18 protein-coding genes are annotated in these 22,346 nt (G+C 64.2%); 6 read left to right on the top strand and 12 right to left on the bottom strand.

Features of this window, described 5'->3' with window-relative positions; all coding sequences use genetic code 11:
- The 3 genes from VIM95_RS22515 to VIM95_RS22505 all read left to right on the top strand — a co-directional run.
- Positions 1–229, top strand: a 229-nt coding sequence (locus VIM95_RS22515) for a hypothetical protein (protein ID WP_331990245.1), incomplete at its 5' end; no start/stop codon positions are given.
- Positions 226–723 carry a hypothetical protein gene (locus tag VIM95_RS22510; protein WP_331990243.1) on the top strand — a complete coding sequence of 166 codons (498 nt, stop codon included), beginning with the start codon at positions 226–228 and terminating at the stop codon, positions 721–723. The genes VIM95_RS22515 and VIM95_RS22510, both read left to right, overlap by 4 nt.
- Before the next feature lie 88 nt (positions 724–811).
- Complete coding sequence (locus VIM95_RS22505; protein ID WP_331990241.1) at positions 812–1,513, top strand: hypothetical protein; 702 nt, start codon at positions 812–814, stop codon at positions 1,511–1,513.
- A gap of 51 nt (positions 1,514–1,564) precedes the next feature.
- Here VIM95_RS22505 and VIM95_RS22500 read toward each other — a convergent pair whose 3' ends face one another.
- From VIM95_RS22500 to VIM95_RS22475, 6 genes are all read right to left on the bottom strand, one after another.
- Positions 1,565–2,944, bottom strand: a complete 1,380-nt coding sequence (locus VIM95_RS22500) for a heavy metal sensor histidine kinase (protein ID WP_331990239.1) — start codon at positions 2,942–2,944, stop codon at positions 1,565–1,567.
- Entirely contained in the window at positions 2,941–3,612 is a 672-nt protein-coding gene (locus VIM95_RS22495) for a heavy metal response regulator transcription factor (protein WP_331990237.1), read from the bottom strand. Before VIM95_RS22495 ends, VIM95_RS22500 begins: the two co-directional genes overlap by 4 nt.
- A 509-nt stretch (positions 3,613–4,121) precedes the next feature.
- Positions 4,122–7,235: a CusA/CzcA family heavy metal efflux RND transporter gene (locus VIM95_RS22490; protein WP_331990235.1), complete on the bottom strand. Its 3,114-nt coding sequence runs from the start codon at positions 7,233–7,235 to the stop codon at positions 4,122–4,124.
- 9 nt (positions 7,236–7,244) lie between these two features.
- Positions 7,245–8,459 carry an efflux RND transporter periplasmic adaptor subunit gene (locus VIM95_RS22485; protein WP_331990233.1) on the bottom strand — a complete coding sequence of 405 codons (1,215 nt, stop codon included), beginning with the start codon at positions 8,457–8,459 and terminating at the stop codon, positions 7,245–7,247.
- Positions 8,460–8,514: 55 nt separating this feature from the next.
- On the bottom strand, positions 8,515–9,729 hold the full coding sequence (locus VIM95_RS22480) for a TolC family protein (protein ID WP_331990231.1): 1,215 nt from the start codon (positions 9,727–9,729) through the stop codon (positions 8,515–8,517).
- 141 nt (positions 9,730–9,870) lie between these two features.
- Positions 9,871–10,386 carry a hypothetical protein gene (locus tag VIM95_RS22475; protein WP_331990229.1) on the bottom strand — a complete coding sequence of 172 codons (516 nt, stop codon included), beginning with the start codon at positions 10,384–10,386 and terminating at the stop codon, positions 9,871–9,873.
- 256 nt (positions 10,387–10,642) lie between these two features.
- Between VIM95_RS22475 and VIM95_RS22470 the strand changes: the two genes are divergently transcribed.
- From VIM95_RS22470 to VIM95_RS22460, 3 genes are all read left to right on the top strand, one after another.
- Positions 10,643–11,662, top strand: a complete 1,020-nt coding sequence (locus VIM95_RS22470) for a porin (protein WP_331990227.1) — start codon at positions 10,643–10,645, stop codon at positions 11,660–11,662.
- A gap of 229 nt (positions 11,663–11,891) precedes the next feature.
- Positions 11,892–12,683: a hypothetical protein gene (locus tag VIM95_RS22465; protein ID WP_331990225.1), complete on the top strand. Its 792-nt coding sequence runs from the start codon at positions 11,892–11,894 to the stop codon at positions 12,681–12,683.
- 18 nt (positions 12,684–12,701) lie between these two features.
- Positions 12,702–14,855, top strand: a complete 2,154-nt coding sequence (locus tag VIM95_RS22460) for a hypothetical protein (RefSeq protein ID WP_331990223.1) — start codon at positions 12,702–12,704, stop codon at positions 14,853–14,855.
- Between the two features lie 56 nt (positions 14,856–14,911).
- Here the strand turns inward: VIM95_RS22460 and nagZ are convergent, their stop codons facing one another.
- The 6 genes from nagZ to VIM95_RS22430 form a co-directional block, all read right to left on the bottom strand.
- Positions 14,912–16,450 (bottom strand): beta-N-acetylhexosaminidase, encoded by a 1,539-nt coding sequence (gene nagZ, locus VIM95_RS22455; RefSeq protein WP_331990221.1) that lies wholly within the window; start codon positions 16,448–16,450, stop codon positions 14,912–14,914.
- A gap of 146 nt (positions 16,451–16,596) precedes the next feature.
- Positions 16,597–17,553 (bottom strand): phytanoyl-CoA dioxygenase family protein, encoded by a 957-nt coding sequence (locus VIM95_RS22450; protein ID WP_331990219.1) that lies wholly within the window; start codon positions 17,551–17,553, stop codon positions 16,597–16,599.
- Positions 17,537–19,501: a glycosyltransferase gene (locus tag VIM95_RS22445; RefSeq protein WP_331990217.1), complete on the bottom strand. Its 1,965-nt coding sequence runs from the start codon at positions 19,499–19,501 to the stop codon at positions 17,537–17,539. Before VIM95_RS22445 ends, VIM95_RS22450 begins: the two co-directional genes overlap by 17 nt.
- An 18-nt stretch (positions 19,502–19,519) precedes the next feature.
- Positions 19,520–20,737, bottom strand: coding sequence for an MFS transporter (locus VIM95_RS22440; protein ID WP_331990215.1), 1,218 nt, complete (start codon positions 20,735–20,737; stop codon positions 19,520–19,522).
- 380 nt (positions 20,738–21,117) lie between these two features.
- The gene (locus VIM95_RS22435; RefSeq protein WP_331990213.1) at positions 21,118–21,561 is read right to left on the bottom strand and encodes an Hsp20/alpha crystallin family protein; all 444 of its coding nucleotides are present in this window, start codon (positions 21,559–21,561) and stop codon (positions 21,118–21,120) included.
- 143 nt (positions 21,562–21,704) lie between these two features.
- A complete protein-coding gene (locus VIM95_RS22430) occupies positions 21,705–22,340 on the bottom strand; it encodes a Clp protease ClpP (protein ID WP_331990247.1) in 636 nt (211 codons plus the stop codon).
- Positions 22,341–22,346: the final 6 nt, after the last annotated feature.

Here is a 22,346-nt window from a genome sequence, read left to right as displayed (position 1 = left end):
CATCGGCCTTGCCGTCTGGGGTGTGCGCGCGCAGCGCGCCATGCTGATCAACCTGGCGGTATTTGGCTTTGCGCTCACGGTGCTGGGCTTCTACTTCTCCAGCTTCCTCGACAAGCTCGACCGCTCAATGAGCCTGCTGCTGGGTGGGGTGCTGTTCCTGGTTGGCGGCTGGCTGCTGGAAAAACTGCGCCGCAGCCTGATCGCCGGCATGCAAGGAGCCCAGCCATGAGCCCGCTCAAGAAAGGCGTGCTCGTCGCGCTGCTACAAGTGCTGCTGGTGGGCAGCGTGGGCGCCAAGTTTGTCTACGACCGGGTGGCTTACCCCAAGGCCTGGCTCAAGACCCAGCCCTTCGACCCCAACCTGCCCATCCGCGGCCGCTATGTGCGGCTCGCCATCATAGTGGAGCTGGACAACAAGGCCTCCCCACAGGGCGACTATGCCTCTCGCCCGGTCAGGCTGGCAGTACGCGATGGCAATCTGGTTGCCATCCCCGACCGTGCCGGCCCGCGCTCCGTGCACTCGGCCCGCTGCGGCCAGCAAGCCTGCTGGGTGCTGTCCGAGCCGGTCGCCTACTTTATCCCCGAGCACGCCCAGGACCCGTCTATACGCAAGCCCGGCGAGGAGCTATGGGTCGAGGCCACAATCCCGCCCAATGGGCCGCCCAGGCCGATACAGCTGGGGGTGAAGGTGGAGGGGAAGTTGGTATCGCTAGAAATAAATTGATTGCAGTTCCCACGTGGCGACAACAAACTTATACATCATCGCCAGGTTAGCACCTTACATAGAAGCATCAACCTTCCTAAGAGTAAAAATGGAAATCAAGTCACTCATTCCGATCGCAGGGGTACTAATTGGCTGGCTATTGAGCCAGGTTTCCGGTTCGTTCTCTTTAGCTCGAGAAGATCGTCGAAGTCGTGCCTCTGCCCTACCTGCGATGATTGACCTTTATGTGCAACAATATCGAATAAACAAAATTCTAGAAATATTTAATCAACGCCTTACCAAGGCACTCGAAGAACTCCACAAGCACCGAGAAAGTGGGAATCTAACCAAGAATGACGGCGATAAGATTATAAGAAGTATATTCTCCACTTTTGAAATTCAACGTCAAGGCAACATTGACTTACCGGAAAAACAAAAGGAAGCTTTATTTTTGTCACTAGCCAATGCTGTCGATTCCTTATCCAAAGTCACCCCAACCTTGGCGTATCGGCTATCAAAATTAACGAGCGAGTTTATTCTCTTTCAAGAAATTAAATTCCCAGAGAAAGACCTAGATCTCAAAAACTACCTAGAGACTTACTCTCATATACTTGGAGTATTTAGATCGGACCTCGGAGAGCTAAGGCGACTAATAATCAGAGCAGCCTTAGGAATCGGAGTAATTCAATTCTTTGGGATTTTATCTTTGTTAAAATCTGAAGAAAAAGAGCTAAACAACGTCTCGCCAGAAATAATCGAAACAGCCCTACAATCCATAAAACCCTCACCCATTGAAAATGGAGAAAAATAGAAAAGAGTTTCAGATTAGTACAAGAAGACTTGATTTATTGAGGAGGCCCTCTCAGGTCGCAAACCGCAACACCACCGTAATCGCCCCATCCACATAGCTCGCCTCCGCCGTCCCGCCATGTGCCTTCATGATGGAGCGCACGATGGCGAGCCCGAGGCCGGTGCCTTCGATATCGCGTTGCTGCACGTCTGCACCGCGCTTGAAGCGGGTGAAGAGGCCCTGCAGGTCGGCGTCCTGCAGCGGCAGCGCGGCGTTGCGTACCGCCACGGTAGCCTGGCCGGTCTGCTGGGCGATGGCGATATGGATGGGAGTATCGGGCAGGCCATACTTCACCGCATTGGAGAGCAGGTTGGTCAGTGCCTGCTGCACCATCAGGCCGTCCGCCACCGCCGTACCCTCGCCTTCTACAGCGATGGTCTGGCGCTTCTCAGAAGCGGGGTAGTCGAAGAACTCGGCCACCTTGCGCGCCTCGCAGGCGAGGTTCACCTCCTTGCGGCTGAGCACCAGCATGCCGTGGTCCACCCGGGCGAGGAAGAGCATGTCAGCCACCATATGCTTGAGCTTGCCGAACTCGGCCAGGTTGGCGTGGTGCAGGTCTTCGTATTCGGCCAGGCTGCGTGGGCGGCTGAGGCTGACCTCGGTCTTTTGCAGCAGGCTGTTGATGGGCGTGCGCAGCTCGTGGGCAATGTCGGCGGCGAATTGCTCCAGGCGGTTGAAGCTCTGGTTGAGCCGGCCCAGCATGCGATTGATGCTGCCCACCAGGCGGCCTACCTCGTCGTGCGGGTTGGTCACCGTCAACGGCGTGTGCAGCTGCTCGGCCGTGATCTGCTCGGCCTCCTGCGCCAATTGCTCCAGTGGGGCCAGGGCACGCCGTACTACCAGAAAGCCCAAGGTACCCAGCAGCAAGGTGGTGAGCAGGGTAATGCCGACGGCGGTGCTGCGGTAGCGGCGTATGGTAAGGCGGGAATCGGTGACATTCACCGCCAGGTAGACCGCCTGCACGCCGCTGGGGCCTGGCTTGGCGATGCTGCTCTTGCGGACCAGCCAGGCGCCACTCTCATGGTGCAGGGTGGAAATGCGCCGGTCGGCCACGTCACCGGCCTGCTCCAGGGCATGTTGGAACTTGAGCTCGGGCACGATCAGCCAGCCCGACCGGGCCTTCACCCCGAACTGCAGCTTGGGGTGGCCGCTGGTAATGTCGTGCAGGCGTTCGATCAGGTCGTAGGGCTGCACCTCCTCCGGCATCTCCTTGAGCAACTGTTCCAGCGCGCCCATCTTGAGCTGGATCTCTTCCTTGTCCGTCCCGTTGAGCTGCGCTTCCAGCGCAGCGTAGAACAGAAAGCCTGCGGCCGAGATCACCAGCGCGGAGGTGATGGTCAGCATGACGATCAACCGCACCGCCAGGCTATTGCTGGCGCGCCGCCACCTCATGCGCGCTGTTCCATCACATAGCCAAAGCCGCGCACGGTGTGGATGTAGGAACTGGCAAAGGGCTCATCCACCTTGGCCCGCAGGCGCCGTACCGCCACCTCCACCACATTGGTGTCGCGGTCGAAGTGCATCTCCCACACCAGTTCCGCGATCAAGGTACGCGACAGCACCTCGGTCTGGCGGCGCAGGAACAGAGTCAGGAGGGCGAATTCCTTCACCGTCAGCTCGATGCGCTGTCCGGCCCGCTCCACCCGGCGGCGCAGCACGTCCAGGCTCAGGTCGCCGATGGTCAGCACGGTTGCATCTTGCTGGCGGCCGCGCCGCAAGATCACCCTTACCCGCGCCAAAAGCTCGGAGAAGGAAAACGGTTTGACCAGATAGTCGTCCGCGCCCAGCTCCAGGCCGCGCACGCGGTCCTCTACCCGGTCGCGGGCCGTCAGGAACAGCACCGGCAGCGGGCGTGTGGCGCGCAGCCGTTTCATGACCTCCCAACCATCCAGGCCCGGCAGGCCCACGTCGAGGATGGCGAGGTCGTAGTCCACATTGGCGCCATGGTGGACCGCGTCCACGCCGCTACGCACCCAATCGACTACCAGACCGTTCTCACCCAGGCCCTTGACCAGGTATTCGCCCACATGGGCCTCGTCTTCAACCAGCAGGATGCGCATTCAGGCCTCCCCAAGGGCTGCACTGGGCTCGTGGCGGGTTGAACGGAAAAGGCTGGACGGCAGGAATAGGCGGTACATGGTCAGCAGGAACAATAGAGCGTGAGGTCATTAGAAACCCTGTAGTGACTACAGGGTCAAGCATCAACAACCGGCCAGGGCGAGAAAAAAGCCCGGCGCAGGGCCGGGCTGGAATAACGCAATGAATACCGGCAAGGGCCCTCATGTACCAGCCCAACCAGACCGGCACACCCCTGCCCGGCGTGCCGAGAGGCACGCACGGAGGCCATTGTGGCTGGCGGCCCCCGTCAAAACGCCGACATTCAGATGACAAAACTGATAACTAAGGGTCGCTCACAAAACCCAGCGAAGCGGTTCTGGCGTCCCCGCGGGGAGGAGGCCGTGTTTGTAAGGTGCTAAAGCACCAACAACCACGCTCGCGTGCAAACGCAGACAGTACAGTTGGTACGGCAAGCTTGCACAACAACGCCAGAGGGGTTTTGTGAGTGACTCTAAGCCTCCTTGCGGTAGGCCCAGGCATAGAGCGCGGGCAGCACCAGCAGGGTGAGCGCGGTGGAGGAGAGGATGCCGCCGATGACCACCGTCGCCAGCGGCCGTTGTACTTCGGCGCCGGTACCGGTGGCCAGCGCCATGGGGATGAAGCCCAAGGAGGCCACCAGCGCGGTCATCAACACCGGCCGCAGACGCGTCATGGCGCCGGAAAAGACCGCCTCGTCGCGGCCCATGCCATCCTCGCGCAGCTTGTTGATAAAGCTGATCATCACCAGGCCATTGAGCACCGCTACCCCGGAGAGCGCGATAAAGCCCACCCCGGCCGAGATGGAGAGCGGAATGTCGCGCAGCCACAGCGCCAGCACCCCGCCGGTCAGGGCAAAGGGCACTCCGGTAAAGACCAAAAGACCGTCGCGGGCATTGCCGAAGGTGGCGAACAAGAGGCCGAATACTAGCAGCAAGGAGAGCGGCACCACGATCTGCAAGCGCTGGGCGGCCGACTGCAGCTGCTCGAACTGGCCGCCCCAGGTCAGCCAGTAGGCCGGTGGCAGCTTCACTTGCGCCTCGATGGCGGCGGTGGCGTCGGCCACAAAGCTGCCGATATCGCGCCCGCGCACATTGGCCGAGACCACGATGCGGCGTTTGCCGTTCTCGCGGCTGATCTGGTTGGGCCCTTGCGAAAGTGCGACATCGGCCACCTCCGCCAGCGGGATGACACGGCCCTCGCCGTCCGGCAGCGGAATCGGCAGCCGCTGCAGGGCGTCCACGTCGTCACGCAGCGTCTCGGGCAGGCGCACCATCACATCAAAGCGGCGGTCGCCCTCGAATAGCACCCCGGCCGTCTTGCCGCCCACGGCCACCTCCACCACCTCCTGCACGCTGCGCAGCGAGAGGCCATAGCGCGACAGCCGCTCGCGGTCTATCTGCACGGTCAGGAGCGGCAGGCCGGCCACCTGCTCGACCTTGACGTCGGCCGCCCCGCGGATGCTGCCGAGCACCTTGGCAATGTCGTTGCCGTTCTTGAGCAGCAGGTCCATATCGTCGCCAAACACCTTGACCGCGATATCACCACGCACGCCGGACAAAAGCTCGTTGAAGCGCATCTGGATAGGCTGGCTGAACTCGTAGTTGCTGCCCGGTATCTCGGCCAGGGCCAGCTCCAGCTCGGCACGGATATCGGCCATGCTGCGGCTGGGGTCTGGCCACTCGTGCTGCGGTTTGAAGATCACATAGGTATCGGCAATCGACGGCGGCATGGGGTCGGTCGCTACCTCGGCGGTACCGATACGCGCGAACACGGTCTTCACTTCCGGGAAGGTCTTGATGCGCTTTTCCAGCTGCGATTGCAGAGCGATGGACTGGGCCAGGCTGGTGCCCGGTATGCGCAGCGCTTGCACCGCCAGGTCGCCCTCGGACAGGCTGGGCATGAACTCGGTACCCATGCGCGCCGCCATGATGCCCACCACCAGCAGCAATGTCGCGGCGCCGCCGAATAAGGTACGGGCGTTCGCCAGGCTCCAGCCCAGCACGCGCCGGTAGCCATGGCTGGCACCGCGCATCAGGGCGTTCTCCTGCTCCGATACCTTGCCCTTGAGGAAGAGCGCGACGGCGGCCGGCACAAAGGTGATGGACAGCAGCATGGCACCCAGGAGCGCGATCACTACCGTAAAGGCCATGGGCTGGAACATGCGGCCCTCTACCCCGCTCAGGGCGAAGATGGGCAGGTAGACCACCATGATGATGAGCTGGCCAAAGAGCAGCGCGCGGCGTGCTTCCTTGGCAGCCTGGAACACGAGCTGGAAGCGCTCGCCACGGCTCAGTACCCGGCCCAGCCGGTGCTGTTCCTCAGCCATGCGGCGTATGCAGTTCTCCACGATCACCACCGCACCATCGACGATGATGCCGAAGTCCAGCGCGCCCAGGCTCATGAGATTGGCGCTGACCTTGTTGGCATACATGCCGGTCAGGGTGAACAGCATGGAGAGCGGGATCACCAGCGCGGTGATGATGGCGGCGCGCAGATTGCCCAGAAAGAGGAAGAGGATGGCGATCACCAGGATGGCGCCTTCCAACAGATTCTTCTTGACCGTGCTGACCGCCTTGTCCACCAGCTCGGTACGGTCGTAGACCGTCTTGGCCACCACGCCCTCGGGCAGGATGCGGTTGATCTCGGCCATCTTCTTGCCCACGGCGGCTGCCACGGTGCGGCTGTTCTCGCCCATGAGCATAAAGACCGTGCCGAGCACCACTTCCTCGCCGTTCTCAGTGGCGGCGCCAGTGCGCAGCTCCTTACCCAGGCTCACCGTCGCTACGTCGCGGACATACAGCGGCGTGCCGTCGCGCGAGCCGATCACGATGCGCTCCACATCGGCCAAGGTGGCCACCTGGCCGGGTACGCGCACCAGGTACTGCTCGCCATTGCGCTCGATATAGCCGGCACCGACATTGTCGTTATTGGCCGAGAGCGCGGCGGTGATGTCCTGGAAGCTCACCTTGTAGGCGATCAGCTTGGCCGGGTCGGGCGTCACATGGATCTGCTTGGCGTAGCCCCCTATCGTGTTGACCTCGGTCACCCCCGCCACATTGCGCAGCTGCGGCTTGATCACCCAGTCCTGCAGGGTGCGCAGGTCGGTGGGCGTATAGGCGCTGCCGTCGGGCTTCTTGGCGCCGGCCTTGGGTTCCACAGTCCACATATAGATCTCGCCAAGGCCGGTAGAGACCGGTCCCATGGCTGGCGAGATGCCCGGCGGCAGCTTTTCCTTGGCCTCTTGCAGGCGCTCGCTGATCAGCTGGCGGGCAAAGTAGATATCGGTGCCTTCCTTGAAGATCATGGTGACCTGGGAGAGCCCGTAGCGCGACAGCGAACGGGTCTGCTCCAGCCGTGGCAAGCCAGCCATCAGGCTCTCGATCGGGAAGGTGATGCGCTGCTCGGCCTCCAGTGGCGAATAGCCAGGCGCGCTGGTGTTGATCTGCACCTGCACGTTGGTCACGTCGGGTACCGCGTCGATGGGCAGCTTCTGATAGCTGTAGACGCCCACGGCGGCCACGCCCAGCACGGCGATCATCACCAGCCAGCAGTGTTCGATGGCGTAACGCAGAATACGATCTAGCACGGCGCCCCCTTAGTGGTCGTGGGACGCCGTCGCCTTGCCGATCTCGGCCTTGACGACGTAGCTGTTGGTGGCGGCATAGGCTTCACCGGCCTTGAGGCCATGGCTGATCTCCACCCAGGCAGGGCTCTGCCGGCCGGTTACCACCTGGCGGGCCTCGAAGGTATCGCCCTGGCGGACAAACACCACCGTCTTGCCATCCAGGGTCTGGAGCGCGCCGGGTTTGACGGCCACCGGCACCTGCGCCGCGCCGTCCGCCACTGCGATATTGACGTACATGCCCGGCCGCCACTGCCGAGCCTTGTTGTCCAGGCTGACGCGCGCTGTGGCAGTGCGGGTCTTCTCGCCGATCAGAGCGCCAATGTGGGTGATCCTGCCCTCGGTGCTCAAACCCTGCTGCTGCGCCACCACGGTGACGCGCTGGCCCTGCCGGACCTGGTTGATCAGCTTGGGGTAGACCGCTGCCTCGGCCCAGAGCTCATCCAGGTTGGCGATCTGGAACAGGGTGGCGTCGTCCTTGACCGCCTCGCCCTGGGTGGCGTGTTTTGCCACGATGGTGCCAGCCAACGGCGCGCGCAGCTCATAGCGGGCCAGGTCCCGGTTCTGCCTGGGCAAGGCCGCGCCGATGGACAGCAGCCGGTCGCGGCTGCCCTGCAGGGCAATCTCCGCCTCGGCCTTTTCCTTGCTGGCATTGAGATAGTCCTGCTCGGCCGATATCCGGTCCTGCCAGAGCCGTTTTTCCCGTTCATGGTTGGCGCGGGCCAGCTCCAGCCGCTTTTCGTCCGCCAGGTAGGCACTGCGCCATTCCGCCAGGGTCTGGCTCTCCAGGGTGGCCAGGACCTCGCCCTGGCGCACCGGGTCGCCCAGGTTCTTCTGGATACTGACGATCACTCCGCCAATACGGGGGGTGATCTCCGCCAGCTTGTCCTGGTTGAAGCGGACTTCACCCGGTAGCGGCGTGGTGTTTTCAATCAACGCCGCGGCGACCTTTTCTATGCCTATGCCGGCCGCTTTCAGCCGTGCTTCGTTCAGCAACAGGGTGCCTTCCTCCCCGTCGTGCTCGCCGCCCTCGTCGCCATGTCCTTCGCCTTCCTTGTGGCCCGCCTCGTCGGCATGCCCGCCCGCCGCCGGCTTGTCCCCGCGGAGCAGATTGCTGCCGGCCGCGCCGATCGCCGTGCCCAGCGCAGCCGCGATCAGGGCCACCATCAGTCGTCGCCTGTCTTTCATATGCCTACTCTCCATGTTTGCTATGCCTGCCAGCGTGGCCGGCCCGGCCAAGGGTTCAGGGGGTATCGATGCGCCCCAGCACCCGTTCCAGCTCCGCTTGCTGCTCGATGTAGCGCTGCCAGAGCACGGTGCGCTCGGCCCGGCTGGCCAGCAGGCTGCGCTGGGCATCCAGCACGTCGATAAAGCCGTAGCGGCCTAGCTCGAAGCCCTGTTGCGCGGTCCTGAAGGCCGCTTCAGCAGTGGGAATGACCACCTGTTGGTAAAGCCGTACCCGCTCCGACAGCGACTGCAGCTCGGCATGGCCGGCCTGCAACGCCAGCTCGGCCGCTGCCAGGGCTGATCGCCGCTCCGCCTTGGCCTGGTCGAGCCTGGCGGCGGCACTGGCTTGCTTGGCGCCGTTACGACTGAACAGGGGGATCTCCAGCGTTACGCCGAATTGCCGGCTGGATGTGGCCTCGTTGCGGGTACGCTTGACCCCGGCGGCCACCACCATGTCTGGCCAAGCCTGGGCCTGCTGGGCCGCCAGCTGCGCGTGCTGGATGGCAACCTCCGCCTCGGCCTGCTGCAGTGCAGGGGATTGCTGCACGCGGGCCTGCAGGCTGGTCCAGGGCAGCGGTGCGGGTGGCGTATCGGGCAGGGCATGGTCGGTCTCGGGCCAGGGCTGGCCCAGCAGCAGCTCCAGCCTGCGTACCGCAATATGGTGCTGGCTCTCGGCGCTCTTGCGCTCTTCCACCGCCAGCACCGCGGGCAGGCTGGCCTTGGCAGCTTCGACCGGGGGAACCCGCCCGGCCGCCAGTTTCTTGTCCAGCAGGCGGCTGAAGTCCTGCGCCAAGTCGGCGCTGGCCTTGGCCTCCTCCACGCGCAGCTCGCTCAGGCCCAGTTCGTAGTAGGCGCGGTAGACCGAGGCGTTGAACTCGTTCTGCGCCTGCTGCAGTGCCAGGCGGGCCTTGTGCAGCTCGGCCTCGGCAATGGCCTCGCGCCGCCCGACCTTGCCGCCCAGCTCAATACGCTGCCTGAGCTCGACCGTACTGGCCGGCGCTGGGGTACCCACATCCTCACGCGTGTAGCCGATCTCCGGGTTGGCCCAGGCACCGGCAGTGCGCAGGTTTGCCGCAGCCGCATCCAGCGCAGCCTGTGCCGCCTGTACACGCGGCGCGTTGCGGCGGGCGCTTTCCAGCAAGGTGGCCAGCCGGTCCGGCGCCGCGGCATGAGCCGCAGGCAGGCTGGTGCCGGCCAGCAAGGCCACGGCGGCTATTGTCTTCTTCAGCATCAATACAGCTCCGCCCGATCAGCGCCCAGGGCAGCAGCCCACCATGGCGGGCCGCCGGTGGCGCGGGGGCATCTGGGTGAGGAAGTCCGGCGGGGCATGGGCCAGTGGTCCGGCACCACACCCCGCCGCCAGGGGTGCACCTCAGCGGTCGCGCACACGGGTCACCGTCACCGGCACCTTGCGCTGCTGGTATTCACCGTCGAGGGTGACGTAGGCCATAGCCACCTTGGGGTTGCCGAAGGTGTCGAACTTCCAGGCAAAGCGCTTCTTCTCGCCCGGCGCCAGCAGCACGCCGTGGAAGTCGCTGCTCACGCTGTTCGGGTCCTGGCGGAACAGCTGGGCATATTCGGCCACGGCCGCTTCATCGCCCACCACGAAGGCCACGGCCTGCTTGCTGGGGTTCTCCAGGTCGAAGCCGATGCGCTCGTGGCTTTCCACCCCCAGGCCGCGCTGCTTGGCGGCGGGGTCCAGGCTGAACTTGAAGTCCACATTGCGGTCGGTGGATTTGACCGAGGCCGGGTTGCCGAAATTCACATCGCTATTGGTCGCCTGTTGCGGCGTGCCGCTGTGGCTATGGACATAGGCCTCGTTGGCGCTGGCGCTGCCCAGGGTGGCGGCGGCGATCAGGGCAAAGGGGATAAGGGCGGTGATCTTCATGGTGCACTCCTTGCGACATGGTTGGGGGATCGCATAGGTCTCTATGCTGGTCGCCATTGTCGCGAGGGGCTGCCGTCAAACCTTCGACAAAGCCATTACAAGCTTGTCAGCAAAGGCGGTCGCCAGATAACGGATCGGTAATCGGAAAGTCGGCATTTTGTCGGTTCCAGATCGATAAGGTGGATTGGGGCGTGCGCTCGCACGGGCGCCACGCTGACAAACCTCAAGTCTTATTGATCCCGACAAAGGAACCGCAATGAAACCTATCCATGGCCTGGCCTTGCTGCTGGCCAGCACCGCCAGCTTTGCCGCCAGCGAAGTCACCCTCTACGGCCGGGTGCTGGGCGGGGTACAGAACGTCAACGCCGCCGCCCGCGCAGAGCGCGCCTACTTCAGCGGCGACGTGGGTGCCGTCAACGGCAGCACCGAGGTGAACGACCTCTATAGCCGCTGGGGCATCAAGGGCGAGGAAGCGCTGCCCGATGGCATGAAGGCTTTTTTCCAGATTGAATCGGGCATAGGCATAGACGCGGCCGACGCGAGCTTCTACGTAGGCAAGAACAGCTTTGCCTCGCGCGAGGGCTGGCTGGGTCTGGGCGGGGACTTCGGCAGCATCAAGCTCGGCCGGGGCAAGACGCCCTACACCCAGGCGGCCGAGTTCTACGACAACTTCATCGGCACCCATACCTTTGGCTCGGCCAACTTCGGTACCGGCTACTACGGCCTGGGCAGCAACTACCGCAGCAACAACACGGTCTGGTACAGCACGCCCAAGCTCGGCAATCTGCAGGGCGATGTGGCCTACTTCACGGGCGAGAACAAGAACGCCGCCGGGTTGAACAGCCGTGGCGTATCGCTGCGGCTGGTGGGCAACTGGGATGCCTTCGATAGCCACGTCGGCTACCAGAAGGCCAAGGACTACGAGGCGGTGAAGGGTGCCGACCTGGAACAATGGGTAGCCGGTGGCTCCTACTACCTGGGCCGGCTCAACCTTGGTGCCCAGCACAGCCAGAACAAGCTGCGCCTGGGTACCACCCGGCAGAAGGTGAAGGCCAGCACCCTGTTTGGCAGCTACGCCTTCGACGACATGGGCACAGCCTTCCGCCTGGGCTATGTGCGACAGACCGCTGGCGCCGACAAGGCCGACGTGTTCAACATCGGCGGCCAGTACAACTTCTCCAAGCGGACCTACGCCCTGGCCGAGTACTACGCCAAGCGCGTCAATAACGGCCCGGACCCGGCCATCCTGACCGTGGGCCTCGGGCACGACTTTTGATGAGGCTCGACGAACGGTGGCAATCCCCAGCGTCACCGCAGGGCCCGGGAAACCCGGGCGTTCCAGGGCATCTTAAAATCAATCATTCTTCGCTTTTTTGATTCCGAGCCCCCACGCCCCCCGCCCTACCCCGCGCTTCCCGGCCCGCTCGGGAAGCGTGCCCCCTTCCCCATCCAGGGCCCGGCCCCAGGCTACAGACTACGCGCTGCATGGATGCTAGATTACCGGCATGCTGCCGATCGCCCGTCTAGCCCCGCTCCTCCTCATTACCCTGCTTACCTCGCTTACCACCCGCGCCGACACCTGGCTGTGGGCCTGGGACCGGCCGGAGGACCTGCGCTGGCTGCAGCCTGGCGTGGGTGTGGCCTGGTTTGCGGCGCAGTTCGATGCGCAGGATGCGCACTTCCAGGTTCAACCACGGCGTGCGGTACTGCGGGTGCGGTCGGATACCCCGCTGCTGCCAGTCTTTCATATCGAAGCCTTCCACCCCCGCAAGCCTGCCGCACTGGGGCCGGTGGCGGTCGAGGTCTGGGCCGAGGCGCTGGCTCGCCATGCCGCCCTGCTCGATAGGCCCGAGGCGCCGCTCAAGCGCTTGCAGATCGACTTCGAGGCGCGCACCGGTCAACGGGATTTCTACCGTTCCTTGCTACAGGCACTGCGCGCTAAGCTGCCGCCCGGCACCTGGCTATCGGTCACGGCGCTGGCATCATGGTGTGGCGATGCGGAATGGCTGCGCAGCCTGCCGGTGGACGAGGTGGTGCCCATGTACTTCCGCATGGGGCCGGCCGAACGCAGCCTATGGCAGCAGCGCATGCTGGCAGCGGACAAGCTGCCCACGGTGTGCCGCAACGCGGCCGGGCTCTCCACCGACGAGTGGCGCGCCTTGGCACCCAGCTTGGGCACAGCGCCGCTGGAAGCGTTTGCCGAACGGCGGCTGTATCTGTTTGCGCCGCGCCGCTGGCAGGCAGAAACACTGGATACCCTGCCGGGCTGGCAGGGCCATAACAAGACAGCTGAATAGCCGTATAGAGGAAAATAGATGCGCCCTGCCCCCCACCCCACCCTGCTTGCCTGCCTGCTGGCTCTTACCCTGGGCCAGACCGTGCTGGCCTCCGGCGGCTATAGCGACGAGCAACTGGTCGGCACCTCCCGCCTGCAACCGGAGCCGGCCGCCATGGCGGGCTTTGTGCATGGCCACCTGGGGGTGCTGTGGCCCAGCTACGACCGCCGCTACCTCTTGCTGGCCTACCGCCAGGCCAAGGGGCTCAAGCCCGCTACGGACGAAGAACTGGCCGGCCTCTTGAAGCCGCCCGCACAGGACGGCGGCGCGCCTGCCGGCGATGCAGGGCCTTACGGTGCGCTCAACTGGATTAGCGCACGCAAACAGGCAGGCCTGGCAGATGCGCCCTACCAGATAGGCAGCGGCGTGCGCGAGCAGGCCAGCTATGTCTATAGCGAAAACTGCCAACCCGGTGCCTTTGAGCTGGCGGTAAAGATCCTGGCAGCCCGACAGCGCGAGCATGGCAAGGAAGGCGACTGGGTCAAGGTCTGGGCGCAAGGCCAGGATGCGGTCTTCTCGGCCTGCAGCAAGAGCAACACCCAGCTACCGCTGCCCACGCTGCCGGCCAATGCGCCCAAGTGGCTCAAGCAGGACCAGGCCTACCAGGCGGCGGCCATGCAGTTCTACCAAGAGAAGCTCACCGAAGCTGGCGCGGCCTTTGAGACCCTCGCCAAGGATACCGCCTCGCCCTGGCATGAATGGGCCGGCTATCTGAGCGTGCGCAGCTGGTGGCGGGCCAACTTCACCGAGCCGCAGGACTACGCCAAGCTGCGCGAGCAAAGCCCAAGCTGGTCCGAACATCCCATGGCCAAGCGATTGAAGGCGGTGGTGGCGGATGCCAAGGACAAGGATGTGCGCGAAGCAGCGCAGGACCTGTACGACATCTTTGCCACCCGCTACGACCCCAAGGCCAACCACCTGGCGCTGTGGCGGCAGATGGATGGCAAGGAGCCGGTGACCGACCTTGATGCCTGGATACTCAGCGACCGATGGCTGTGGGCGGTGCTGCGCGAGGCGGACTACGCCGACGACTGGCTGTTCCAGGCCCGCAACGCCACCACGGCGGACTTCAAGTCCGGCAGCAGTGACCCGGCACGTAAGTTGATCGAAGGCTGGCAACGAACCAAGGAGCCGATCTGGCTGGCCGGTGCGCTGATGGCCTTGCCCGGCAATACCGCGCCCGACCTGAGTCAGCAGGATATCGATACGCTGGTGGCGGCATCGCGCCAGTACAAGAGCGAGCACCCGCTCTACCTGCACTTTGCCTGGCAACGTGCGCGCCTGGCGCTGGCGCATGAAGACTATAAGGAAGCGCGCGCCGAGCTGGCCCGTGTGGCGCCGCAGCTCAAGGACGAGAGCCTGGGCACCCGGCAGGCCTTTGACCAGCTGAACATGCTGGCCGCACCCGACCTCGCCACCGTGGCCCGCTATCTGATGCGTACCTCACTGGGGCAGGAGGTCACCGATATGGATAGCGCCCAGTTCACTCCCGGCAAGCCGGTACCCCTGCTCGACCAAGCTACCCGGCACTGGCTGCTGGATAACTTTAGTGGCCAGGAGCTGCTGGCCCTGGCCAGGATCGAGACCTTGCCCGCAGCGATCCGCGAGCAACTGGCCGGCGAAGCCTGGCGCATCGGCGCGACGTTGGACGACGTAGCGCTGGAACAGGCCAGCTACCCTGTCTGGGCGGAACTATCCGGCGCCAAGATCGCGGCCGAGGAGCGCCGCTTCCACCTGGCGCGCGGTGTGCTGCTCAAGGAGTTCTCGCGCATCAACCAGAGCGATACCGGCACACCGCAGCAGGGCTACAGCTGGTGGCAAACCAGCGAGCAGCCCGGTGACTATAGCTGGAAGACCCGGCCGGCCTTTCAGGACGCTACCCAACGCGCAGCCAACGAGGCTGCACGCAAGCGGCTGCGCGAGCGCAACGAGACCGAATGGATGGGCCAACAGATCCTGCCCTGGCTCGGCAAGCAGCCCAAGTTCGACGAGGGCCCTGCCATCCTGGAAAAACTGGTCTGGGCATCGCGCCGCGGCGACAAGCATACGCCCACCTCGCGGGCGGCCTTCCAGCTGCTGCACAAGCAGTATCCCAAGAGCCCCGAGGCACTGCGCACGCGTTACTTCTTTTGAGTAAACAAACGGGCCGCATATGCGGCCCGTTTGTTTACTCAATACGCCAACGTCGCTTAGTTCCCTGCCAGCTTCTCCACCACCGGCACCAGCGCCGCCGGGCGGCAGCCAAAGGCGGCCAGGCGGCCTTGAGCAGCGGGGGCCAGCTCCAGGTCATACGGCAGGCGGCCGGCCACCAGCCACAGGGCCTGCTGTGGCAGGCTGGCAAGATAGCGCTGCTGGCCCGGCACCAGTACGGCGTTATAGGTCTGCACCACGATCTGCGCCGCACCCTGCACAAAGGCCTGTGCCTCGGCGACTTCCGCCTCCAGCGCCTCGGCCGAAAGGGCAAACTCACGTACCTCGTAGCCGGCCTCGCGCAGGCCGTCCAGCATGGAGCTGCGCGGTTCCTTGTTGCGGGCCAGGGCCACTTCGTCGATCTCGCTGCGCGAGCGCACCTCGAAGGTCACCAACAGCACCGGCCGGGTACGGTCCAGCGGCTTGAAGCCACCTTCCACCCGCAGGGCCTCGCGCTGCACGCGCTGCGCCAGCGCCAGCGCCTCGGGCTGCATCATGCGCTGGGGCTCGACGGGCTGCTCACGCCAACCGGCCACCGCAGCGTTCGCCTTGAGCCGGTATATACGCGCCAGCGCTTCCTCCACGCGTGCCATGGGGATCTCGCCAGCTTCCACCGCCTGGGTAACAGCTTCGATCGCAGCCAGCTGGCGCTCGATCATATGAGAGACCAACACGATATCGGTGCCGGCCTTGACGGTCTCGACTGCACCGCGCGCCACACCTATGCCCTGCGAGATGGCGGCCATCTCCAGGCAATCGGAGATCACCACGCCCTTGAAACCCATCTCGCTACGCAAGAGATCGGTCAATACGGCGCGCGAAAGCGTGGCCGGCACGGTGGGGTCGGGTTCAATGGCCGGGAACATGACGTGGGCGGTCATGATGGCGTCCACCCCTTCGGCGATGGCTGCCTTGAAAGGGGCGAGTTCGACCGCATCGAGCCGTTCGCGGCCATGCGCGACCGAGGCCATGTCGTAGTGGGTATCGGTCGAGGTATCGCCATGGCCGGGGAAGTGCTTGGCGGTGGCGACGATACCGGCACGGCGCAGGCCGCGCACGGCAGCCAGGCCATAGCGCGAGACGGTGGCAGCGTCTTCGCCATAGGCGCGCACACCGATCACCGGGTTGAGCCGGTTGTTGTTCACATCCAGCACCGGGGCCAGGTTCATATTGATGCCCATCTGCCGCAGTTCGTCACCGTTGACGTAGCTGAGTGCCTCGCAATCATCCACCGAGCCAGCCGCCTGGAAGGCCATGGCGGCCGGGATAGGCGTCACACCCTGCTCGATGCGCATGACCATGCCGCCTTCCTGGTCGATGGCGATCAACAGCGGTTGGTCGCTGACCTCGGCATTGATCTCCTGCAGGCGGCGCGCCAGGCGCGCCAGCTGCGCCGGGGTGTGCACATTGCGGCGGAACAGGATCACCCCGCCGATGCGCTGCTCACGGATCAGGCGTTCGATCTGCTCGTTGGGTTCGAGCGCGTCGAACCCCACCATGAACAACTGACCGACCTTTTGCTTCAACTCGAGACTCATGCAACCCTTTCACGCCACTTCATGGCCAAACTTTCGGTTCAATGCTAACCGGTACATGCCGGTCTGATGCGGTTCGACTCAAGCCGGCCCGAACAGCGCCGGCTCGAAGAAATCCAGATTTACTTAGCGGCGCAGCACTCAACCGCTTACCAAGGCACGAGGCCCAATAGTTTTTCCCCCAAGGGGCTCAGTTGGGCCGTGGCATAGCGATCACGCTCCCAGTGGCGCGGGTCGCCGTGCAGGCTGTAGCCCTCGGGGGCCAGCCGCTCGCGCCAGGCACGGATGCGCCATTCGCGCAGCGCCACATTATCCTCCTGTGCCGGCAGCATCGAAATGTACTGCGCGATGCGTACCTGGTCCCTGGAGCGGTTCTGCCGTATGCCATGGCACAGCCGGCTGTCGAAGATCAAGAGGTCACCCTTGGCCAGCGGCACGGCGACCTTGGGCAGGGCCGATACATCCGGCCGGTACCAGTCCCAGTCCTCGCCCTGCTCGGCCCGCCATTGCGGGTAGTGGCGGAACAGCCAGGGTATGCAGACAAAGCCGCCGACGACTTCGTCGATCTGTTCGTTGAGCGCCAGTACGCCCTGCACGCTCTGCGGGTCGCTGTCCGGGTCGTAGTCCCAGTGCATAAAGCTCTTGAACTCAAAACCCGGCTCGGGCGGCAGGTTGAAGTTCATGCGGTCTATGCTCACCCATAGCCGCTCGCTGCCCCAAACATCGGCAAAGGCATCGTAGACGCGCTGAGTCTGGCGGTTGTCCCACAGGTACTGGTGCTGGTAGAGCTCGATCATGCCGGCGTTGAAGCTCAGCTCGGTGCGGCGCAGCTGCGATTTATGCGGCGGGTACCAGGTCCCCATGTTTGCCGGGTCCAACTCCTCGAATTCCCAGGCCAGCTGCACCAGGCGGTCGGCCTGGGCCGCGTCCACGGCCTGGTGGATCACCACATAGCCGTTCTCGCGCCAGCAACGCCAGTCCTCGGCCGACAGCACCCGCAAGGGGCCAGCAGGCTGCTCCGGCAGCCGCATGGCCGGCTGCGCCACCGTGGATGGGTTGCGCTCGGCAATGCTGTGCTTGCCGATGGCGTCAATGTCGGTATGCATGGGCGAGTATGGTCTGGGGTTCGCAAGACAGAAAGTGCAGGCGGTCAAAGAACAGCTCGCGGGCGTAGTCGAACACGCCCTCCTGCCGAAAGCCCTTGCCCAGGTAGATGGGCAAGGCATTGCTCTTGTGCTCCCACACCGTCAGCACCACACGGCGACAGCCCTTGCCGCGGGCCAGTTGGCCGATCTCGCGCAGCATCGGCCGGAACAGGCCCTGGCCGCGGCGGGGCTCGTCGATGGCGAGGCTGGAGACCAGCAGGTCATCCTCGCGCATATGGCGCAGCACAAAGTCGTCGTAGGCGGCGTCCATGGCGCGCATCTCGTCGCGGTAGTAGGAGACAGCCCCCACACGGTCAAAGTCGGCCGCGGTCCCGGCGGTAAAGAAGCCGGTGAAACAACCTTGTGCATCGACCATGCCGCGCACCAGGCCCAGATAGGGGTCCACGTTCTGGCGCCGCTGCAACTCCACGAAAGAGAGGTTGAGCTTGTTGCCGTAGGAGCAGTATTCGAGGTAGCTGGTGGCGAACAGCAGCTGGGCTACGCGGTTACGGCTCTCCTCGCTCAGTGCCTGACCGGGCACAAAGGCCGGCGCGGCCTGGCCGCGCAGCTCCCCGCCGGTACGGCGCCAGTAGCCCGGCTCGGCCATGCGGCGGGCGTTGTGGGCCAGCAGGTAGCGGCCAAACAACCGGTTCACGCGGTCCAGCCGCTCATCGTGCGAGAGAAAGGAGTAGTAGGCGCAGTTGGCCACGCGTGAGCGCAGCTGTGCCGGGTAGGCCATGCGGGCATGCTCGCGCACGGTATAGACGTCGGCCAACGCTTCCAGTGCCAAGGCATCATCCAGCCGCCAGTCCTGCGCTGCCAGACTATCCACGCAGCGCATGTAGCCGGCGCGTTCGGCCTCGCTCAAGGGTTGCGGCGCGTTGCTGAGCGCGTCCACGGTCAGCCGCATGCCTTCGATGCCGCAGGGTACCTCTTCCCAACTGCCGTCGTGCAGCACGCAGCAGTGCTCAGCCAGCTCGCCGTAGGCCAGAAAGCTGCGCCCCATCTGCGCCGCCCACACACCGTAGGTGGCCTCCTGCAGCAGTGCCGCATAGTGCCGCGCCGCGGCCACCGCGCGGCTCATCGGCGGCACGATGGTGGGCAGGCCGTGCAGGCGCACGGCAATCTCGTCCACCATGGCGGCCACGGCGGCATCGCCCGGAGCGGCCACCAGTACGGCGTTCTCGTCGCGGTAGAGGTTGAGCCAGCTCACCGTGCTGCCATCGGCCGCCAGGTAGTCCGGCAGCTCGGGCCGGGCCAGGAAGATGGGGGCCGAGCGGTAGGGCATGGTGTCGGCATCGAGGTAGATGCCACCATGCTCGCGCAGCAGCACCAGGCGGAAGAAGTCGGCCAGGTTGACGTAGTAGCCCCGCGCCTGCAGCACGTCGAGCAGGCCGTACAAGCTGCCAAAGTGCAGCCGGGCAAGGCTGGCGAGGCTATACACCGCCAAGCTGGCCTCGCCGCAACGGTAGCTGCCCAGGCAGGCCCCGCCGTTGATGTCTGCCACGAAGTGGGGGTCGTGTTGCAGCTGTGCGGCATCCCACACCCACAGCCACTGCCGGTAGCTACCCACGCCCGGTTGGGCCAGGGCGGCATTCCACTGCGCGATGCTGGCCTTGGCCATCTCCGGCAGGCCGCTACCCAGCCAGATGCGGTGCAGGATGCGAGCTTCATCGGCCAGCGCGCGGGTAGGCAGCGCCAGCAGCGAAGAGGCTTGCGCGGCATGGAACTGGGCCAGGTTGGCCTGTACCAGCGCGCGCAGCTCGGCCAGCTGGGCGGCATAGGCGCCACGCAGCGCCTGTGCCGCGAGCCGCTCGCCACCCTGCGGGCGCTCGGCATAGCAACAGGTCAGGTAGGCCGACTTCAGCTGGCGGATGCGTTGTTCGAATTCGACCTGGAAACGATCCATCGCGCCCCCCGCCATGGCTCAGGCCACCACCGGCTGTGCTTGCACCGGCACCGTGCCGCGCCCCTGCAGGCGCAAAAAACACAGCAGCCCGATAAAGACGACGATGCCGACCGGGATATTGGCCGCGGCATAGGAGGCCAGTGTGTAGCCGCCCGCGTCGCACCAACGGTTGTATGCCTCCAGCCCCGCCGCGATCACCACGCAATAGAGCAGGCTCATGGCGGCCGAGGTCATGCCCATCGGCTCGCCCGTGGCGGTCATGGCAAGGCGGATCAAGGCGCCGTTGAAAAGGCCAAAGCCCACCGAGAACAAGAACATGCCACCGATGAAGACCAGCGGCTGGGCATGCAGCAGGCCAAAGCCGCTCATGCCTAGCATGGCCAGGGCGCCACCACCACGTATCAGCGCAGCCAAGGGCAGACGGTCACCCAGCCACTGCACCGCGAAGGTGGCGAGGATAAAGCCCGAAAAGATGAGGCACTGGTAGGCGATATACACGCCGTAGCTGGCGTGCATGGTATCCATCACGATGGCCGGCGAGAGGCCTATCCAGGCCGTGAGCGGCACCAGGGCGATGCCGGCCAAGACGATGCCAAAGAGAAAGGTAGGGCAACGGAAGATGCGCCCATAGCTGCGCACGGCGGCGCGCAGGTCAAAGCGGGTACCGGCCGGTTGCCCCGCCGGCATGGTGCGGTAGAGGCCCAGCAGGGTGAGCAGACCCACCGCAAAAGAGAGCGCAAACACATACTGCCAGTGCAGGTAGCTGACCACCGTGCTACCGACCACGGGGCCGATCAAGGGCGCGAAGATGGCCACATTGGCGAGGATGGTGGTGAGCTTGACCGCCTCGACGTCATCGAAGGATTCGTGGATGACGGCGTAGCCGATGAAGATGAAGCAGGAGCCCATGCCCTGGAAGAAGCGCGCCGCCAGGAACTGGTCCATGGACGCTGCAAAAGGGATAAGCGAGGTGGCAAAGAGGAAAAGCAGATTGCCCACCAGCATGACGCGGCGCTTGCCCAGGCGCTCGACCAAAGGCCCCAGCACGATCTGCAGGCTGCTACCGCCCAGGAGGTAGAGCGATAGCGAGAGGGCAATGTCGCTGTTACGCGCATGAAAGTCGGCGACCACCTGCAACATGGCCGGCATGATCATGTCGTTGGACAGATAGATGATCGATTCGTACAGGACGAAGAACAGCGAGAACGCCAGCAGCTGCTTTTTTTCTGCGGACATAAGGGCCTGCCCAAGTTTCGACGCACCCGGCGCAACGACCGCGATGGTCGATGCACCATACCAGTCAAGCGGGATTGACTGTATGTGGAGATAAATTGGATGTCAAATGGTATTACTTTGTCACAGAAGTGGACTTAGATTTTTGCAACGCCGGCCCAGCAATGCCCAGGAGAGGGGACGGGAGAGCCGGCAGGGCGCGGGTATGGGATCGGGATTGCTCATGCCCTGCACAGCCTCGGGAACGGCAGGAACAGGCATGCGCCATCCGCTGGCCAGGGGGTGGCGCGGGCAGAATCAGACGGGGGTGACGAACACCGGGCGAGTGGCCAAGCTGCAGGCTCGTTGCCTTGCTGGCCACCCCGCTCCGGCACGCCCTGGGATCAGGAGACGGCGATCCGGCGATTGCTCACTTTGGCCAGCTTGGGCAGCTTGAGCTCTAGCACGCCGTTCTTGTATTGCGCCTGGGCCTTGCCCTGGTCCACATCGCTATCGAGGCGGAAGCTGCGGAACACCTTGCCTTGGTAGCGCTCGGTGTAGAGCACCGCCTCGCCTTTGCGCTCCTCGGTCTCTTTCTTCACTTCGGCCGAGATGCTGACCAGACTGCCATCCACATCGACATGGATGTCTTCCTTGTTCACACCAGGAATATCGGCACGGATGATGTAGTTGCCCTCGTCCTGGGAAATATCGAGCTTCATGTCGAGCGCCCCTTCGGGCCTGAGCAGCTCATTGCGGAACAGCTCGGCACCCGCGGGGTGCCAGAAGTTCTGCAGCAGACGGTTCATGCGGCTGGTGAGCGGGTCGTTGACGGTCAGATTGGACATCTTGAGCCTCCATTCGGCATGTGAACATCACCCCGGCACACGGTGCCGGGACGGCAATTCCCGACTTGGTCAGCCGGGTAGGGATTCCACACTACGCCCCCGCCACATCGCCATTCTTGATCCATATCAACGACTTGCCAGCGCTACTCCGCCTCCTGCGGCTTACCTGCCAAGCGGCTGGCCGGCAGCCGTGCGGGCTTTGCGCGTGTTGGCGCCCGCTGGGCACGTGCGAGCCGCCGGCGGATCTCGTCGGAGTCCATCCATAGGTCCCCCCCCTTGAGTACCTTGGCAATCTCGGCTGGGGAGAGGAAAGGCAGGCAGATACGGTTCATGACCTTCTCGAACCAGTTGCTCAGTGCGATCACCTGGGCCTGCTGCTCATTGCCCTTGCCCACCAGGCTGCCCGAGTAGATATGGAACATCAGCTGGCAGTTGTCGTGCACCACCAGCTCGTCGCCGGCCAGGAAGATAAAGGCAGCCATGGAATAGGCCCGCGCCTCCAGCACCGTCACCACATGCGCCGGCGAGGCCAGCATATTGTTGATGATCTGCAGGCCGGTATCGAAGTCGCCGCCGTTGGAGTTGAGGTGCAGAAAGACGAGATCGGTCTCGCCGGCGGTACGCAGGGTATAGAACAGCTCGGTGTAGTACTGCGGCTCACGGATCTCGCCGGTCAGGTAGTAGGAAATCTGCCGTATGGGCAGTTGCCGTTCATAGCGCACCAAGCCTTGGAAGGTTGTGACCTCCTGCTCCTGCTCGTTCGCTGCCAACCCTGCAATTTCAGG

The sequence above is a fragment of the Chitinimonas sp. genome (genome assembly GCF_036568685.1).
Classification (GTDB): domain Bacteria; phylum Pseudomonadota; class Gammaproteobacteria; order Burkholderiales; family Chitinimonadaceae; genus Chitinimonas.
This window is presented reverse-complemented; position numbering and strand designations above follow the sequence as displayed.